Annotated in this window: 17 protein-coding genes; 12 read left to right on the top strand and 5 right to left on the bottom strand. The window is 61.1% G+C overall.

Annotated elements, in window-relative coordinates; genetic code table 11:
- Nucleotides 1–40 precede the first annotated feature (40 nt).
- The 3 genes from xthA to ACO6VD_RS20675 all read left to right on the top strand — a co-directional run bounded on the left by xthA (nucleotide 41) and on the right by ACO6VD_RS20675 (nucleotide 3460).
- Nucleotides 41–853, top strand: coding sequence for an exodeoxyribonuclease III (gene xthA, locus ACO6VD_RS20685; RefSeq protein WP_422421736.1), 813 nt, complete (start codon nucleotides 41–43; stop codon nucleotides 851–853).
- Between the two features lie 111 nt (nucleotides 854–964).
- A complete protein-coding gene (locus ACO6VD_RS20680; RefSeq protein ID WP_422421734.1) occupies nucleotides 965–2287 on the top strand; it encodes a substrate-binding domain-containing protein in 1323 nt (440 codons plus the stop codon).
- A 165-nt stretch (nucleotides 2288–2452) separates the two neighbouring features.
- Nucleotides 2453–3460, top strand: coding sequence for a TerC family protein (locus ACO6VD_RS20675; protein ID WP_422421732.1), 1008 nt, complete (start codon nucleotides 2453–2455; stop codon nucleotides 3458–3460).
- A gap of 42 nt (nucleotides 3461–3502) precedes the next feature.
- On the opposite strand, the gene ACO6VD_RS20670 is transcribed toward ACO6VD_RS20675, so the two are convergent.
- The gene (locus tag ACO6VD_RS20670; protein WP_422421730.1) at nucleotides 3503–4732 is read right to left on the bottom strand and encodes an acyl-CoA dehydrogenase; all 1230 of its coding nucleotides are present in this window, start codon (nucleotides 4730–4732) and stop codon (nucleotides 3503–3505) included.
- Between the two features lie 140 nt (nucleotides 4733–4872).
- Between ACO6VD_RS20670 and ACO6VD_RS20665 the strand changes: the two genes are divergently transcribed.
- The 3 genes from ACO6VD_RS20665 (at nucleotide 4873) to ACO6VD_RS20655 (ending at nucleotide 7219) form a co-directional block, all read left to right on the top strand.
- Nucleotides 4873–5805 (top strand): LysR family transcriptional regulator, encoded by a 933-nt coding sequence (locus tag ACO6VD_RS20665; RefSeq protein ID WP_422421728.1) that lies wholly within the window; start codon nucleotides 4873–4875, stop codon nucleotides 5803–5805.
- A 93-nt stretch (nucleotides 5806–5898) separates the two neighbouring features.
- A complete protein-coding gene (locus tag ACO6VD_RS20660; RefSeq protein WP_028944211.1) occupies nucleotides 5899–6300 on the top strand; it encodes a MerR family transcriptional regulator in 402 nt (133 codons plus the stop codon).
- A 19-nt stretch (nucleotides 6301–6319) separates the two neighbouring features.
- On the top strand, nucleotides 6320–7219 hold the full coding sequence (locus ACO6VD_RS20655; protein WP_422421726.1) for a hydroxymethylglutaryl-CoA lyase: 900 nt from the start codon (nucleotides 6320–6322) through the stop codon (nucleotides 7217–7219).
- 536 nt (nucleotides 7220–7755) lie between these two features.
- On the opposite strand, the gene ACO6VD_RS20650 is transcribed toward ACO6VD_RS20655, so the two are convergent.
- On the bottom strand, nucleotides 7756–8295 hold the full coding sequence (locus ACO6VD_RS20650; RefSeq protein WP_422421724.1) for an MgtC/SapB family protein: 540 nt from the start codon (nucleotides 8293–8295) through the stop codon (nucleotides 7756–7758).
- A 293-nt stretch (nucleotides 8296–8588) separates the two neighbouring features.
- Between ACO6VD_RS20650 and ccoG the strand changes: the two genes are divergently transcribed.
- Together ccoG and mapR are read left to right on the top strand one after the other, a co-directional pair.
- Nucleotides 8589–10001: a cytochrome c oxidase accessory protein CcoG gene (gene ccoG / locus ACO6VD_RS20645; protein WP_422421722.1), complete on the top strand. Its 1413-nt coding sequence runs from the start codon at nucleotides 8589–8591 to the stop codon at nucleotides 9999–10001.
- Nucleotides 10002–10041: 40 nt separating this feature from the next.
- Nucleotides 10042–11451, top strand: coding sequence for a GntR family transcriptional regulator MpaR (mapR, locus tag ACO6VD_RS20640; protein WP_400170020.1), 1410 nt, complete (start codon nucleotides 10042–10044; stop codon nucleotides 11449–11451).
- Nucleotides 11452–11488: 37 nt separating this feature from the next.
- Here the strand turns inward: mapR and ACO6VD_RS20635 are convergent, their stop codons facing one another.
- Nucleotides 11489–12235, bottom strand: coding sequence for an SDR family oxidoreductase (locus ACO6VD_RS20635; protein ID WP_422421721.1), 747 nt, complete (start codon nucleotides 12233–12235; stop codon nucleotides 11489–11491).
- A 194-nt stretch (nucleotides 12236–12429) separates the two neighbouring features.
- Here ACO6VD_RS20635 and ACO6VD_RS20630 point away from each other — a divergent pair, with 194 nt between their 5' ends.
- Genes ACO6VD_RS20630 through ACO6VD_RS20615 form a run of 4 tightly spaced genes read left to right on the top strand, consistent with a single transcriptional unit; the run spans nucleotide 12430 to nucleotide 15896 of the window.
- Nucleotides 12430–14148 (top strand): copper resistance system multicopper oxidase, encoded by a 1719-nt coding sequence (locus tag ACO6VD_RS20630; protein WP_422421719.1) that lies wholly within the window; start codon nucleotides 12430–12432, stop codon nucleotides 14146–14148.
- Nucleotides 14141–15007 (top strand): copper resistance protein B, encoded by an 867-nt coding sequence (locus tag ACO6VD_RS20625; RefSeq protein ID WP_422421718.1) that lies wholly within the window; start codon nucleotides 14141–14143, stop codon nucleotides 15005–15007. The genes ACO6VD_RS20630 and ACO6VD_RS20625 overlap by 8 nt, the downstream gene beginning before the upstream one ends.
- A 15-nt stretch (nucleotides 15008–15022) precedes the next feature.
- A complete protein-coding gene (locus ACO6VD_RS20620; RefSeq protein ID WP_422421717.1) occupies nucleotides 15023–15451 on the top strand; it encodes a DUF411 domain-containing protein in 429 nt (142 codons plus the stop codon).
- Nucleotides 15452–15461: 10 nt separating this feature from the next.
- Nucleotides 15462–15896 carry a YqaA family protein gene (locus ACO6VD_RS20615; protein WP_422421715.1) on the top strand — a complete coding sequence of 145 codons (435 nt, stop codon included), beginning with the start codon at nucleotides 15462–15464 and terminating at the stop codon, nucleotides 15894–15896.
- Here ACO6VD_RS20615 and ACO6VD_RS20610 read toward each other — a convergent pair.
- Nucleotides 15893–16474, bottom strand: coding sequence for a DinB family protein (locus ACO6VD_RS20610; RefSeq protein WP_422421713.1), 582 nt, complete (start codon nucleotides 16472–16474; stop codon nucleotides 15893–15895). The two genes, ACO6VD_RS20615 and ACO6VD_RS20610, sit on opposite strands and share 4 nt — an antisense overlap.
- Before the next feature lie 11 nt (nucleotides 16475–16485).
- Nucleotides 16486–17604: a cell division protein ZapE gene (gene zapE / locus ACO6VD_RS20605; RefSeq protein ID WP_422421711.1), complete on the bottom strand. Its 1119-nt coding sequence runs from the start codon at nucleotides 17602–17604 to the stop codon at nucleotides 16486–16488.
- Between the last annotated feature and the right edge of the window lie 106 nt (nucleotides 17605–17710).

Raw genomic sequence — 17710 nt, 5'->3', positions numbered from 1 at the left:
GTCGGCTAGCATCCTTGGTTTTATCAGGATTGTGTTTCCCATGAAGATCGTCTCGTTCAACATCAATGGCCTGCGCGCCCGGCCCCATCAGTTGGCGGCGTTGATCGAAAAGCACCAACCTGACGTAATCGGCCTGCAGGAAACCAAGGTCAGCGACGAGCAGTTTCCATTGGCCGACGTCCAGGCCCTGGGTTATCACGTACATTTTCATGGCCAAAAAGGTCACTACGGCGTCGCCCTGCTCTCGCGTCAGGCGCCGCTGAGCCTGCACAAAGGTTTTGCCAGCGATGAAGAAGACGCCCAGCGCCGCTTTATCTGGGGCACCTTCGCTGATGCCGATGGCACACCGATCACCATCATGAACGGCTACTTTCCCCAGGGCGAAAGCCGCGACCACCCCACTAAATTTCCGGCCAAGCAGCGCTTTTACAGTGACCTGCAAACCCTGCTGGAAACACAGTTCAAAAATGATCAGCCACTGCTGGTGATGGGCGACGTGAACATCTCCCCCGAGGACTGTGACATTGGCATCGGTGCCGACAATGCCAAACGCTGGCTCAAGACCGGCAAATGCAGTTTCCTGCCCGAAGAGCGCGAGTGGATGGCACGCCTGAAAAACTGGGGCCTGGTCGACAGCTTCCGCCACCTGCACCCGGAAGTCGCCGATCGTTTCAGCTGGTTCGACTACCGCAGCCGCGGTTTCGAAGACGAGCCGAAACGCGGCCTGCGCATCGACCTGATCATGGCCTCGCAGAACTTGCTGCCACGGATCAAGGCAGCGGGTGTCGACTATGACCTGCGCGCCATGGAAAAGCCTTCGGACCATGCCCCGATCTGGCTGGAACTGGAATAACGCCTATTATTCGCGGGGCGTGTAGCGCCCCGCGAATGGATCCTGTCATCTTTCGGTCATTCAACCGTCTTAATCTGCGGCACATCCTTTGCCTGAAGAGTGCCTGCCGGCATGTTCCGCCACCTCGGTCTGCTTCTGCTTTCCCTGCTCCCCTGTCTTGTTCATGCCAGCACTGAAGTGTCGGCACAGTTGCGCATTCAAGGCTCGAACACGATTGGCGCGGTGCTGGCGCCGGCGCTGGTCAAAGGCATGCTCGAAGCTCAGGGTGCCCGTGAGATCCGCTTCGAGACGACTGCAGTCGCCAACGAAATCCAGGTGCATGCCCAGGATGCCCATGGCCAGCCCCTGCGCATCGACATCGCCGCCCATGGTTCCAGCACCGGCTTTGCTGCCCTCAAGGCCGGGCAGGCAGACCTGGCCGCCGCGTCACGGCCAATCAAGGTCAGTGAACTGAGCGAACTACAGGCACTGGGCGACCTCAACAGCGCCGCCGCCGAACAGATCATTGGTCTGGACGGCGTTGCCGTGATCGTTCACCCCGACAACCCGCTGCCCCAACTGAGCACTGCGCAACTGGCGCAAGTCTTTGCCGGCAGAATCACCACCTGGGAAGAACTGGGTCTGGGCAAAGGGCCCATCCATCTGTACGCCCGCGATGACCGCTCAGGGACATTCGAAACCTTCAAGGCCCTGGTACTCGACACCACAGGACAGACCCTGGCCACCAACGCCCGGCGCTTCGAGTCCGGCGAACAGCTGACCCGTGAAGTACTGGCTGACCGCCAGGCCATAGGCTTCAGCAGCCTGGCGTCAGTGCAGGGCGCCAAAGTGCTGGCCATTGCCGATGGTGCGTCCCGACCTATGCGGCCGAGCCCCGCGCTTGTGGCCAGTGAGGACTATCCGTTGTCACGGCGTCTGTACTTTTACCTGCCGCCCAACCGCTCCTCGCCTTGGGCCCGGGCCCTCGCGGAATTCGCCCAAAGCCCCAAGGGCCAGGCCATCGTCACTGGCAACGGCTTTGTCGGACAGCAGATCCATGCCACCAAGGTGCCGCCCGCCGAAGACATGCCGGCGACGTATCGGACCCTGGCCCGCAACGCCCAGCGCCTGTCAGTGAATTTTCGCTTTCAGGAAGGTAACGCCAACCTCGACAACAAGGCGTTGCGGGATGTACAGCGAGTAGTCGACTTCCTGCGCCAGAACAATAAGCTCAATCAAGGTGCCGTGCTGGTAGGGTTTGGCGATGCCAAGGATGATTTCGAGCGCGCTGCCCTGCTGTCACGCCTGCGCGCCATGGCGGTGCGCCGGGAGCTGGTCAAGGCGGGCGTTACCCTGCGCGAAGTGATCGGCCTGGGTGACGAACTGCCTGTGGCAACCAATACTGCCGAAGAAGGCCGGATCCGCAATCGACGGGTTGAAGTCTGGGTCTACTGAGCCGTCGAACACCTTGCGCAATTCCTTGTTACAGCCTCGACTGGGCGAGCACCCTCATCGCGACTAGGCTTTGTTGTGTGACGCCGGGCCCCTCTGACGGCTGCCAAGCCGCCATGTCGGAGTCACTGTTGCTTGTTGGCAACGACGACAATCAAGGAGGGGCGCATGGCGGCTCTACAGGCATTTCTCGAAAACGACGTTCTGGGCACCAGTACCTGGTTCTGGTTGGCATTCATTGGCATTGTCCTCACCTTGCTGGTGCTGGACCTGGGTGTGTTGCACCGCAAAGCGCATGAAATCGAAATGCGCGAAAGCCTGCTGCTGTACGCCAGCTACTTCAGTGTCGGCGTGCTGTTTGGCGGCTGGGTCTGGTGGGAGCTGGGCGCGCAGCGTGCCCTGGAGTTCTACACGGGTTTTCTGGTCGAGCAGTCGTTGTCCATGGACAACGTCTTCGTCATGGCCATGATCTTCAGCTACTTCTCCATCCCTCGCCTCTACCAGCACCGGGTTTTGTTCTGGGGCATCCTCGGCGTGGTGGTGTTACGCGCGATCATGATCGGCGTGGGCAGTGCACTGGTTCAGGAGTTTGCCTGGATCCTCTACGTCTTTGGCGCCTTCCTGCTGATTACCGGAATCAAAATGCTGTTTTCCCGCGAGGAGACGCACCCGGACCTGGCCAATAACCCGGTGCTCAAGTTCGTTCGCAGCCATGTCCGCGTCACCGATGACCTGCATGGCCCGCATTTCTTTGTGCGGCTCAAGGCTGCCGGACAGAGCAAGGCCGTGCTGTATGCCACCCCGCTGTTCCTGGCCCTGGTGCTGATCGAACTGGCCGACCTGGTGTTTGCCGTAGACAGCGTGCCGGCGATCTTCGCCATTACCCAGGACCCGTTCATTGTCTACACCTCGAACATCTTCGCGATCCTTGGCTTGCGCGCCCTGTATTTCGCCCTGGCAGCGTTGATGCATCGCTTTGTCTATCTCAAGTACGCCCTGGCCCTGGTGCTGATCTTCATCGGTGGCAAAATCTTCTATCACGGCCTGATTGGTGCAGTGCCGGCACTGCTGTCACTAAGCGTGACGATGGGCTTGCTCAGTGGCGGCGTGGTGTTGTCACTGCTCAAGACCCGCGATCAGCCTCACCACCCTGCAAACTCCGGCAGCCACAAATGAATCAGGCCCGCATAAGCGGGCCTGATGTCCTTCGTGCGCAGATCAATGTCCGCTGCGCAGCATTTCCTTGGGTACGTATTTGCCGATTTCGTATTTGCCGATGGCTGCGCGGTGCACTTCATCCGGGCCATCGGCCAGGCGCAGGGTGCGTTGCATCGCGTACATGTACGCCAGCGGGAAGTCACCACTGACCCCGGCACCGCCATGGATCTGGATTGCCCGGTCGATGACTTTCAAGGCCACATTCGGCGCAACCACCTTGATCTGGGCAATCTCGCTGCGCGCGACTTTATTACCTACGGTGTCCATCATGTAGGCCGCCTTCAGCGTCAGCAGCCGCGCCATGTCGATCTCCATGCGCGAATCGGCAATCTTGTCGACGTTACCACCCAGGCGCGCCAATGGCCGGCCAAATGCGGTGCGCTCCACCGAGCGCTTGCACATCAGTTCCAGGGCCCGTTCGGCCATGCCGATCGAGCGCATGCAATGGTGAATACGGCCTGGGCCAAGCCGCCCCTGGGCAATCTCGAACCCGCGCCCCTCGCCCAGCAGCACGTTCTCATAAGGCACCCGTACGTTCTCGAACAGCACCTCGGCATGGCCATGAGGAGCGTCGTCGTAACCAAACACCGGCAGCGGACGGACGATTTTCACCCCGGGGGTGTCGGTAGGTACCAGGATCATCGAATGCTGCTGGTGACGCGGGCCGTCCGGGTTGCTCAAGCCCATGAAGATCATGATCTTGCAGCGCGGATCGCAAGCACCGGAGGTCCACCACTTACGGCCATTGATCACCCACTGGTCACCCTCGCGTACGGCACGGGCGGCCATGTTGGTGGCGTCAGAAGAGGCCACGTCCGGCTCGGTCATGGCAAAGGCCGAGCGGATGTCACCGCGCAGCAACGGTTCCAGCCACTGGCGCTTCTGCTCTTCGCTGCCATAGCGCACCAGCACTTCCATGTTGCCGGTGTCCGGCGCCGAGCAGTTGAAAGGTTCCGGCCCCAACAGCGAGCGGCCCATTATCTCGGCCAGCGGCGCATATTCCAGGTTGCTCAGCCCCGCGCCCAGCTCCGATTCTGGCAGGAACAAGTTCCACAAGCCTTCGGCCTTGGCCTTGTTCTTGAGCTCTTCCATGATCGCCGTCGGCTGCCAGCGGTCACCCTCGGCGACCTGGCGCTCGAACACCGCCTCAGCGGGATAGACATAAGCATCCATGAACGCCGTGACACGTTCGCGCAACGCCTGGACCTTGGGTGAATAGGCGAAATCCATGGGCAGTACCTTCAGTGGAAAGGGGATCTGATGAAGAGCCTAGATCAGCAAGCAAAATCCACCTAGTCTATTCTCGGCGTGTATAAACATTCATAACCAATATATGATTGACCCATAACACCAACAAAAGAGCAGCGCCCATGAACCTGAGCAAGGTCGACCTGAATCTGTTCATCGTCTTCGATGCCATCTACACCGAAGCCAACCTGACCCGTGCCGGGCAGATCGTCGGCATTACCCAGCCCGCTGTCTCCAATGCCCTGGCGCGGCTGCGCGAAACCTTCAATGACCCGCTGTTCGTGCGTACCGCCCAAGGCATGGTGCCCACGCCCATGGCGCAGAACATCATTGGCCCGGTGCGCAATGCCCTGTCGCTGTTACGTGTGTCGGTGCAGGAAAGCCGCATCTTCAACCCGCTACAGGCCAACAAAACCTTCCGCATCAGCATGACCGACCTCACCGAGGCGGTAATCCTGCCCCCGCTGTTCCAGCGCCTGCGCCGCCTGGCCCCTGCGGTCATCATTGAAAGTTTCCTGTGCAAGCGCCGCGAAACCACCAAGGAGCTTGCCGCCGGGCGTCTGGATTTTGCCGTCGATGCGCCGCTCAACACCGACCCGCAGGTTCGCCACGTCAAGCTGATGCAGGATCAGTACGTCTGCGCCCTGCGCCAAGGCCACCCGATGGCCAAAGACAAGCTCAGCCTGGACGATTACCTGGGAATGACGCACATCCATATCTCCAGCCGCCGTAACGGCCTGGGCTATGTCGACCTGGCCCTGGGCAAGATGGGTGTACAGCGCAAGATCGCCCTGCGCTCGCAGCATTACCTGATGGCCTCTCAGGTGCTGCAGCAGACCGATATGGTCATGACCGTGCCGGAACGCTTCGCCCGTCGCCACCAACTCAATTACCTGAGTCTCCCGGTCAACGATGTGCCGCCGTTGGAAACGCACCTGTACTGGCATGAAAGTACCGATCAGGATCCGGCCAACCGCTGGATGCGTGAGCAGATCATTGAGCTGTGCCAGGCGGTGGTGGCTCAGGATGAGCGGGGACAGGCTCAAGCTATATAGCAAGACCGCTCAGGAGTGGGCTTGCCCCATGGAGCTTGACGTAAACGTCAACCTGCCATTAGGTTAGCTCATGCCCTTTTCCCGAGCCTGACCATGAGCAGCCAGACCTACAGCATCTCCGACCTGTCCCGCGAGCTGGACATCACCACCCGCGCAATCCGCTTCTATGAAGAACAGGGCTTGCTCAGCCCCGAGCGCCGGGGCCTGGAACGCGTCTATTCAGCGCGCGACAAGGTCAGCCTGAAATTGATCCTGCGCGGCAAGCGCATCGGTTTTTCGCTGGCCGAATGCCGCGAGCTGATCGAGCTCTACGACCCGACCAGCGGCAATCTCAAGCAATTGCACAGCATGCTGGCCAAGATCGCCGAACGCCGTGCCCAGCTCGAACAGCAACTGCTCGATATCCAGCAGATGCAACTGGAGCTCGATACCGCTGAAGAGCGCTGCGAACAAGCGCTGGCCGCCACCTTGAACAACCAGAAAAACAGCCACTGAGCCTTGAGGAACACGCGCCATGTCATTGCCTGAAAAAGTCCGCCTGGTCGAAGTCGGTCCGCGCGACGGCCTGCAGAACGAAGCCCAGCCCATCAGCGTGGCGGACAAGGTCCGGCTGGTCGATGACCTGACCGCCGCGGGTCTCTCCTATATTGAGGTAGGCAGCTTCGTCTCGCCCAAGTGGGTACCGCAGATGGCCGGCTCTGCCGAGGTGTTTGCCAACATCCGCCAGCAGACCGGCGTCACCTACGCGGCCCTGGCACCCAACCTGCGCGGGTTCGAAGATGCCCTGGCGGCAGGGGTGAAGGAAGTGGCCGTGTTCGCCGCAGCCTCTGAGGCGTTCTCGCAACGCAACATCAACTGCTCGATCAGCGAAAGCCTGCAGCGTTTCGTGCCGATCATGGACGCCGCCCGAGAGCACGGCGTGCGGGTGCGCGGTTATGTGTCTTGCGTGCTCGGCTGCCCGTATGAAGGCGCAGTCAGCGCCGAGCAGGTGGCGCCGGTGGCGCGCGAGCTGTTCGAGATGGGCTGCTATGAAGTGTCCCTGGGCGACACCATTGGCACTGGCACTCCAGGCAGCACCCGCCGCCTGTTCGACGTGGTCGCCGCGCACGTGCCACGCGCCCAGTTGGCCGGCCACTTCCATGACACCTATGGCCAGGCCTTGGCCAACATCTATGCCAGCCTGCTCGAAGGTGTCAGTGTTTTCGACAGCTCGGTTGCAGGCCTTGGCGGCTGCCCCTATGCCAAGGGCGCCAGCGGTAACGTGGCCAGCGAAGACGTGCTGTACATGCTCCAGGGACTGGGCATCGAGACCGGTATCAACCTCGACCAGTTGATCGACGCCGGCCTGCGTATCAGCCAGGTATTGGGCCGTGCCAGCGGTTCACGGGTCGCCCGTGCCCGTAACGCACAGTGATCAGCGGCGGTAACAGCCCGGTTGCGGCCGGGGTGTTACCGCTCCCGCACTTTTCAGCGAAAAACCGGGTAACACGGAAACAAATCGACAAATCCTCTCGTCCCCTCTCTCCACGAAAAAACTTAAGTCATTGATTTTATTGGATTTTAAAAAGTTGGCACGGCACCTGCTATATCTTTGGTACAAGAACAATAAAAAGTGCGACACACCCAATAAAAATAAGACGTAACGACTCTGACATAACAAGAACAACACGGCAGAGACGCAGCTAACAGATTTTTTTGGAGAGGATGTGCTTTCCCGGGGCGTGCCCCGCAACCTGACAGAAAACAATAAAACTACCCCAAGGTAGCGAAGGTCACGGTTGGATCAGTAATGATGAGAGTAGATCAGCGCTCAAAAAAATACGTTTGCTCTTGATCCCGGATGGGGATCGCCAGTGACAAGAGGCAACGGTCGCCAAAAACAACAACAGGCCGCCCTCCAATAACAAAAAAAGAGCACGCAACAATCTTTGAGGGGAGCTTAGGCTCCCCTCAGTGCTTCCTGCCCTCCTCGTTTTTATCCTCCTGGTTTACTTCCTCATCATCTTTCTCGAAGCGGTTCACCACCCAAGGCATCATGCCCAGCACCAGCAGGGCCAGCAGGGTGCTGATCACTGCCGTGGCCTCACGCCCCATGCCGGCCGCGACACCGATGGCCGCGGTCATCCACAGCCCCGCTGCGGTGGTCAGGCCTTTGACGTGATCAAGTTGCTGATGATGACCTTTGAGAATGGTGCCAGCACCCAGAAAGCCGATACCGGCGACAATGCCCTGCACCACCCGGCTCAAGGCCGCATCGTCGACCCCGGCCATGCGCGGTACCAGCACGAACAGCGCAGCGCCCATCGCCACCAGCATATGCGTTCGCACCCCGGCCGCCTTGCCCTTCATTTCACGCTCGAAGCCGAGGATGCCACCGAGTAACGCGGCCATCAGCAGACGAACTGTCACCTGGGTCAGTTGCTTGGCGTCATTGAGGTCGGCGAACTCAGCCACCAGGGTCAACCAGACTTGATGCCACCAGGCGTCCATTGGCGTGCTCCACACAGGGACTGTTTCTCGATGGACCACCCGCAACGCCACAAGTGCAGCAGCGAGCGCTGATCGGTCAGGGCCGGCATCAGCAGTCGGAACCCTCACTGTAGCGGGTGCGGTGGATGGTCGCAGGCATCTCAAGACAAGCGTCGAGGCCTCGATAATCTAAGGCTTCGGGGAATCTTGCGAAAAATCTGATACGGTTTTTATCGAAATATCTGAGCCTGTTATGCAAACAGATGGGGCGCCATAGTGTTCTGGCCTGATCGAGGCCTGATGAGCGACGAACCATGAGCGATAGAATTCCCGTCCAGATCGTTGAAATTGCCGAGCCTTCCACTTTCAAGAAGAAGACCGCCAGCAGCGACAGACAAATCCACACCCGCAGCTTCACCGGCTTGTTTCGAAACCTGCGCCTTGGCGGTGCGGGTTTTCTCTTTCTGCTGTTCTTTGGCACGGTCTGGTTGAACTGGAACGGCCGCCAGGCCGTGCTTTGGGACCTGGCCGACAGCAAGTTCCACATTTTCGGTGCGACCTTCTGGCCACAGGACTTCATTCTGTTGTCAGCGCTGCTGATCATCTGCGCCTTCGGCCTGTTCGCCATCACCGTGTTTGCCGGGCGCGTCTGGTGCGGTTACACCTGTCCGCAAAGTTCCTGGACCTGGATCTTCATGTGGTGCGAGAAGGTCACCGAGGGCGATCGCAACCAGCGTATCAAACTCGCTGCCGCGCCCTGGGGCCTGAACAAGATGATCCGGCGCTCGGCCAAGCACACGCTGTGGCTGGCGATCAGCCTGCTCACCGGCCTGACATTCGTCGGTTACTTCACACCGATCCGGCCACTGGCCGAAGAGCTGTTCACCCTGCAACTGGGCGGTGTCAGCCTGTTCTGGATCCTGTTCTTCACCGGCGCTACCTACATCAACGCCGGCTGGCTGCGTGAAGCGGTGTGCATGCACATGTGCCCCTATGCGCGCTTCCAAAGCGTGATGTTCGACAAGGACACCCTGGCCATCGCCTACGATCCGGCCCGCGGTGAATCCCGTGGCCCCCGCAAGAAAGACAGCGACTACAAAGCCAAAGGCCTGGGTGATTGCATCGACTGCCAGATGTGCGTGCAGGTCTGCCCGACCGGCATCGATATCCGCGACGGTCTGCAGATGGAATGCATTGGTTGCGCGGCCTGTATCGACGCCTGCGATTCGATCATGGACAAAATGGGCTATGCCCGTGGCCTGGTCGGCTACAAGTCCGAACACAACCTGCAAGGCGGCAAAACCAACTGGCTACGCCCACGCCTGCTCGGTTACGTCACCGTACTGGTGGTGATGATCGGCGCCCTGGTCATCGCCCTGCAGCAACGGCCGATGGTGTCGATGGACGTGATCAAGGACCGCGGTCTGTTCCGTGAGAACAATCTGGGCCAGATCGAGAATATTTACACCCTCAAGGTCATCAACAAGACCCAGCAAGCGCAGCACTACCGCTTGCGTCTGGTGAATGCCGAGGGCTTCGAGTTGCACGGCAAGACTGAGTTTGCGCTGGCCGCAGGTGAAATGAGTGAGTTGCCGGTGTCGGTGGCGATGCTTGCCGATCGGCCGCAAAGCAGCTCCCAGGAGATCGCCTTCGAAATCAGCGACACCGACGAGCCGGGTATATCCAGTGTTGCCCACAGCCGTTTTGTCGCGCCTTTGAACCGCTGATCACATACACTTCGCAGCAGTCGAAACGTCCAGAGCCATGATGAAACGCTACGAAAAATTCGCCGACGACATTGCCGAACTGATTCGCTCCGGGGTCCTCGGCCCCGGCCAGCGAGTACCCTCGGTGCGCTACGCCAGCCAGACCCACGGGGTCAGCCCTTCCACGGTGTTCCAGGCCTATTACCTGCTGGAGCGCCGCGGGCTGATCCGGGCGCGGCCGCGCTCGGGCTACTTCGTCAATGCCCATGCGCCGCGGCAATTCAACGAACCGCAGATCATCGAACAAGCCAGCGAGTCCACCGAGGTGGATGTCAGCGAGCTGGTGTTCTCGATCCTCGACTCGATCAAGGACCCGCAGACCGTCGCTTTCGGCTCGGCCTTCCCCAGCCCCCACCTGTTTCCGCTACCGCGCCTGGCCCGCTCCATGGCCAGCGCCAGCCGCGAGATGGACCCACGCATGGTGGTCACCGACCTGTCGCCGGGTAACCCGCAACTGCGTCGGCAGATTGCCCTGCGCTACATGGTCGGTGGCTTGATGCTGCCGATGGAGGAGCTGCTGATCACCAACGGGGCACTGGAGGCGCTTAACCTGTGCCTGCAAGCCGTAACCGAACCGGGTGACCTGGTCGCCATCGAGGCCCCCGCCTTCTACGCCTGCCTGCAAGTGCTCGAACGTCTCAAGCTCAAAGCCGTGGAGATTCCCGTGCACCCGCGCGAAGGCATCGACCTGGGAGTACTGGCGCAGACCCTGGCCAAACACCCGGTCAAGGCCGTGTGGTGCATGACCAACTTCCAGAATCCGGTGGGCGCGAGCATGCCGGAGGAGAAAAAGCAGCAACTGGTTGAACTGCTGCGCGAGCATCAGGTGCCGCTGATCGAAGACGACGTCTATGCCGAGCTCTATTACGCTCAACAAGCACCGAAACCGGCCAAGGCCTTCGATACCGACGGGTTGGTGATGCATTGCGGCTCGTTTTCCAAGAGCCTGGCACCGGGTTACCGGATCGGCTGGGTGGCTGCCGGGCGCTACGCACAGAAGATCGAACGCTTGAAGCTGATGACCTCGCTGTGCGCCTCTATGCCGGCCCAGGCGGCCATTGCCGACTACCTGCAGCACGGCGGCTACGATCGACATTTGCGCCGGCTGCGCTACGCCCTGGAAGAACAGCAGAGCGCCATGCTTGCCGCCATTGCCCGGCATTTTCCGGCGCAGACGCGAGTCAGCCATCCGTCCGGCGGTTATTTTCTGTGGCTGGAGCTGCCGGAGCAGATGGATTCGCTCAAGCTGTTCCAGATGGCCCTGGCCCAGGGCATCAGCATTGCGCCCGGGCCGATCTTTTCGCCGACCCAGCGCTTTCGCAACTGCATCCGTCTGAACTACGGCAGCCCCTGGACCGAACAATCCGAGAAGGCCATGGAAACCCTGGGCAGAATCGTGCGTTCGTTCTGAACCTTCCCCAGCGCAGGGCCTGCGTTACCCAGCAGGCTCAGCGTCCGCCGCCCAGGTCGATGAAGCTGCCCGTGGAGTACGAGGCCTTGTCGGACAGCAGCCAGATAATCGCCTCCGCCACTTCTTCAGCCCGCCCGCCACGGCCCATGGGAATATTCGGCTCAAGCTTGCTGACGCGCTCTGGGTCGCCACTGAGGGCATGGAAGTCGGTAAAGATGTAGCCAGGACGCACGGCGTTGACCCGAATGCCATCATCGGCAACTTCCTTGGCCAGCCCCAGGGTGAAGGTATCCAACGCGCCCTTCGAAGCCGCGTAGTCGACATACTCATTGGGCGAGCCGAGACGCGCAGCCACCGAGGACACATTGACGATGCTGCCGCCCTGCCCGCCATTGCGTTTCGACATACGCTGCACGGCATGTTTGCTGCAGAGCATCGGTCCGACCACGTTGGTCTTCATCAGCTTGAGCAGGCGGAACTCCGACATCTGTTCAAGCGGGCTTTTCTGGCCGATGGTCCCGGCATTGTTGACCAAAGCGGTTACCGGCCCCAACTCGGCATCAACGCGCTGAAACAAGTGGATGATCTCGTCTTCGACGCTGACATCGGCTTTGACCGTAATGGCCTCGGCACCCAGTTCGCGCACCTCGGCCAGCACCCGTTGAGCGGCTTCGTCGTCACTCACGTAGTTGATGCAGATGCGATATCCCTCACGGGCCGCCAGACGTGCGGTGGCAGCGCCAATGCCGCGACTGGCGCCGGTGATCACAATGACTTTGTCCATGGATACTCCTTGCCCCCAATGGCATTAACCTGCCAAGGCTAACGCAGGACGCGTCGAGCGAAAAGCGGCGTCGTACCCTTCAACCGGCTAGTGGCGCACGAACCAGGCTGACAAATCTGTAATCTGCAGCTCAGTTTGCTGACAGTCGTCGCTGGCTAATGTCGTGTCACCCTAGCTCCTGGATTGGCTACGACATGCTTGTGAATCCCAACCGCCGTACCTTCGTCAAAGGCTTCGCCGCCGCTAGTGCCCTGGCAGGCCTCGGCCTCTGGCGTCTGCCCGCCTTCGCTGCAGGCGCGCCCCTGGGCAATGAGCTCAGCGGCGAAAACTTCGAACTGTTCATTGGCCAGACGCCGGTCAACATCACCGGTCGTCCGCGCACCGCGCTTACCATCAACAACAGCCTGCCTGGCCCGGTGCTGCGCTGGCGCGAAGGCGACACGGTAACACTGCGCGTACGCAACCGCCTGGACGAGCCGACCTCGCTGCACTGGCACGGCATCATCCTGCCCGCCAACATGGACGGTGTCCCGGGCCTGAGCTTTGCCGGTATCGAGCCCGGTGGCGATTACCTCTATCAGTTCACCCTGCAGCAGAGCGGCACCTACTGGTACCACAGCCATTCCGGCTTGCAGGAGCAGGCCGGGGTCTACGGGGCAATCGTCATCGAGCCGAAACAACCCGAGCCCCATCGCTATCAGCGCGACTATGTGCTGTTGCTCAGCGACTGGAGTGACCAGGCCCCCGAGCAGTTGATGGCGACGCTGAAAAAGCAGTCCGACGCCTTCAACTACCACAAGCGCACCGTCGGTGACTTCATCGATGACGTCGCCCTGCACGGCTGGCCGAAGACCGTGGCTGAGCGCAAGAACTGGGCCGAGATGCGCATGAGCCCGACCGACCTGGCCGACATCAGCGCCGCCACCTACACCTACCTGCTCAACGGCCAGCCCCCGGATGGCAACTTCACCTGCCTGTTCCAGCCCGGTGAAACCGTGCGCCTGCGCCTGATCAACGGCTCGGCCATGAGTTATTTCGACTTCCGCATTCCGGGCCTGAAACTGACGGTGATCGCTGCCGATGGTTTGCCGGTGCAGCCGGTCAGCGTCGACGAGCTGCGCATTGCCGTGGCCGAAACCTACGACGTCCTGGTGGAAGTGGGCGACCTGCCCGCCTATACCCTCTATGCCCAGAGCATGGACCGCACCGGTTACGCCCGCGGCACCCTGGCGCGCAGTACCGGGCTCAGCGCACCGGTACCGGCTCCCGACCCACGGCCGATCCTGACCATGGCCGACATGGGCCATGGTGGCATGGACGCCATGGCCGGAATGACCGGAATGGACCACAGCCAGATGGGCGGCATGGACCATGGGGCCATGACCGGCATGCAGACTCATCCGGCCAGTGAAACCGGCAACCCGCTGGTGGATATGCAGACCATGAGTCCCAAGCCCAACCTCGCCGACCCGGGCATTGGCTTGCGCAATAACGGTCGCCGGGTGCTGACCTACGCCGACCTGAAAAGCACCTTTGCCGACCCGGACGGTCGTGAACCGTCCCGCGAGATCGAACTGCACCTGACCGGCCACATGGAGCGCTTCGCCTGGTCGTTCAACGGCATCAAGTTCTCCGACGCCGAACCACTGCGCCTGCGCTACGGCGAGCGCCTGCGCATCACCCTGGTCAACGACACGATGATGGCCCACCCGATTCACCTGCACGGTCTGTGGAGCGACCTGGAGGACGAGCACGGACGCTTCCAGGTGCGCAAGCACACCCTCGACATTCCACCCGGCAGCCGTCGCAGCTACCGGGTCAGCGCGGATGCGCTGGGGCGCTGGGCCTACCACTGCCACCTGCTTTACCACATGGAGATGGGCATGTTCCGCGAGGTACGCGTCGATGAATGAAGCACTCAACCGTCCCCTGCTGGGCAGCCTGGCGCTGCTCGCCTTGCTCGCCAGTGAAGAAGTCCGGGCCCAGGGCATGGATCATGGCGCGATGAACCATGGCGCCATGGACCACAGCGGCATGGCTCACGGCCAGGCGCTGGACGCCCCGCGCACGCCCTTGCGGCCGATCACCGATGCCGACCGCCGCGCCGCCTTCCCGCCGCTGCCCGGTCATCAGGTGCACGATCAGCAAGTCAACTGGGCAGTGATTGTCGAGCAGCTGGAGCACCAGAACTTCGAGAGCAGCAGTGCCCTGAACTGGAACGCCAGTGCCTGGATCGGCGGTGACATCGACCGCCTCTGGCTGCGTACCGAAGGTGAACGTGAACAAGGCGCCACCCACAAGGCCGAGCTGCAAGCGCTATGGGGCCATGCCATCAGTCCCTGGTGGGAGCTGGTCGGTGGCCTGCGCCAGGATTTCAAGCCGGCCACAGGCCAGACCTGGGCAGCCTTCGGTATCCAGGGCATGCCGTTGTACGGCCTGGAGCTGGAGGCCACCGCCTATGTCGGTGAGCGGCAACAAACCGCGCTGCGCCTGGAGAGCAGTTACGCTATCCTGCTGACCAACCGCTGGATACTTGAACCGTCCCTGGAAGCGAACTTCTATGGCCGCAACGATGCCAGCCGCGATCAGGGCAGCGGCCTTGCCGACAGTGAGATCGGTCTGCGCCTGCGCTATGAGATCACCCGTGGTTTCGCCCCTTACCTGGGCGTCAGTTTCAACCGGAGCTACGGCAATGCCGCCGAGCAGATCCGTGATGACCAGGGCGATATCGGCCAGACCCGCCTGGTCGCCGGTGTCCGCCTGCGTTTCTAGTCTTGGAGAATCACCATGTTGAGCAAAAAAATCGTCGCCTTCGGCTTGCTGGCCCTGAGCACCCTGGCTCAGGCCGGGCAGACTATCGACGTCTACCGCGACCCCAACTGTGGCTGCTGCAAAGAGTGGATCAGCCACCTGCGTGACAACGGTTTCACCGTCAACGACCATGTCGAGCCGAACATGAGCGCAGTCAAACAGCGTCTGGGCGTGGCCCCACGCCTGGCTTCGTGCCACACCGGAGTAATCGACGGCAAGTTCGTCGAAGGCCATGTGCCAGCCGAGCAGGTCAAGCTCCTGGCCAAGCGTTCCGACTTGCGCGGCCTGGCGGTACCGGGCATGCCGATGGGTTCACCCGGTATGGAAATGGGCGACCACAAGGATGCCTACCAGGTCGTCGGCCTGACCCAGGACGGTCGTGACGAAGTAGTCGCCAACTACTGATCAGCCCGGCATGTTGAGTGAATGGGCGCTGTTTTTCAGCGCCTTTGGCGCAGCGACGCTGTTGCCGCTGCAATCGGAAGCCGTGCTGGTGGGTTTGCTGCTGCGTGATCCGCAGGCCGTGTTCAGTCTGCTGCTGATCGCCACAGCCGGTAACGTTCTGGGCTCTATCGTCAACTGGCTGCTGGGCCGCGGCATCGAACACCTGCGTGACCGGCGCTGGTTTCCGTTCAAACAGGCGCAACTGGACAGGGCCCAGCAACGCTACCAGCGCTACGGCCAGTGGTCGCTGTTACTGAGCTGGATGCCAGTGATCGGCGACCCGCTGACCCTGATCGCCGGGATCATGCGCGAACCCTTCTGGCGTTTCGTCGTCCTGGTCACCATCGCCAAGGCCGGGCGTTACGCGGTGCTGGCTCTGCTGACCTTGGGCTGGCTGGGGCGTTAACGTCCCCAGATCTGCGCTTCGGTCCAGCCCAGTTCGGCAAAGTCCTGGGCGCGTAGGTGCGCTTCGTCTTCGCAGAAAAACTCGTCCAGCTGGGGTGGTTTGACCGAGGTATCGCTGAGCATGGCATGCACCTGCCCGCGGTGATGGATCTGGTGCTCGAACAGGTGGGACAACAGGCGCAAGCGTTGCTCACGCTGGACCCAGTCAGGGCGCACGATGCTCACGTAGCGCTGTAACTGGTCGTCGCGCAACTGGCTGCAGTAGGCAATCAGCCGATGGTCGGCCTGTGCTTGTTCTTCTCTTAGCGCCTCGCAGCTGGAAAATGGCTCTTCAGGCTCGAAGAAACGCTCGCTGTCCGGCTCTGGCGCCTCACCCCGCTGCTCTGACTCCAGGGCGTTAAGGTAAAACCAGTCCACTGTAAGGATATGGTTGAGGGTGGCCTTGATCGAGCCGAAGAAGCTGCAACGCGGTGCCACGAACTCGTCCTGGCTCAGTTGCAGACAGGCTTTGTACAGCCTGTGGTTGGCCCAACCGTTCTGGTAGGCCATGGTCAGTAAATGATGCGACAGCGGCTGCATGATCGACTCCTTCAACAGAAGCGTTGCAGTTGCATCTCCCGCAAGCGGCTAAGGGTGCGCCGGAACGGGAACTCCAGATACCCTTGAGTGTAGAGCGCATCCAGCGCTACCTCTGCTTCCAGGTACAACGCTATCCGACGGTCGTAGCATTCATCGACCAATGCGATGAAGCGGCGCACGCTGTCATCATGCACCGACAACTGCGGTAACTCGCGGTCGCCCGCCACTACACGGCTGGCAGCATCCTCGGTGCCCCGGGCAATTTTCGCGGGTCGCTGGCGTGCGCCAAGGGCTGGCACCTCTCCCACCAGGATCGCCGTGAAGCTGTCGCACAGTGCCATGAAATCCATGGCCGCCAGAGGTTGCTCGCACAAATCCGTGTAGCGGCACCAGATAACCGTATCGCAGCGTTGCACCACCTGTATCTGACGGGACCCCACCTGCAAGGGCTGATCGCTGCAAGGCTGCTCACCACAGAGTTGGCTGAAGACCTCGCTCAGTGCTTGCGCCTGACCAGGCTCGCGCACCCAGTAACGCTGTTGCGCAGCGCCCGGGTGCAATCGATGATCCTGCTCACCCGCAACTGGCAGCACCTGCATATGCTGCTTGATGGCGGCGATGGCCGGCAGGAAGCGCTCCCGATTGAAGCCGTCAGCGTACAGCTGGTCGGGCGGCTGGTTGGAGGTGGCGACAATCACTACCCCGGCCTCGAACATCACCTGGAACAGCCGCCCCAGAATGATCGCGTCACCGATATCGTTGACGAACAACTCGTCGAAGCACAGCACGCGAATCTCTTCGGCCAGGGACAAAGCCAGGGCCTGCAAGGGATCGGCGGTGCCGTTGAGCTGGAACAGACGCTGGTGGACCCAACGCATGAAGTGATGAAAATGCTGACGCCGGGCCGGTACCTGCAAGCACTGGTGGAACTGGTCCATCAGCCAGGTTTTACCGCGTCCTACCGGACCCCACAGGTAAACGCCCTGTGGCGCTTCACCGCCTTGCAGTGCTTCGAAACAGCTTTGCAAGGCACTGGCAGCCTGCAACTGTGCCGGGTCGCTGACAAAGCCATCGCGTTCGATAGCCTGCTGGTAAAGCTGCAGGGGGGACTGCTTGGTGAAGCAGGTCATGAAACGAGCCTGAGAGTCAAAAAGTAACATTCTGGCGATTAACAGCATCGGGGGGGGGGGAGGAAGCCCACCCAAACCCCCCCACCCCCTCGATGGGGGAGTGTGT

The organism is Pseudomonas sp. GZD-222 (assembly GCF_049310525.1).
GTDB lineage: Bacteria > Pseudomonadota > Gammaproteobacteria > Pseudomonadales > Pseudomonadaceae > Aquipseudomonas.
Note: the sequence above shows the minus strand (reverse complement) of the source record. Positions and strands in the feature narration are given on the sequence as shown.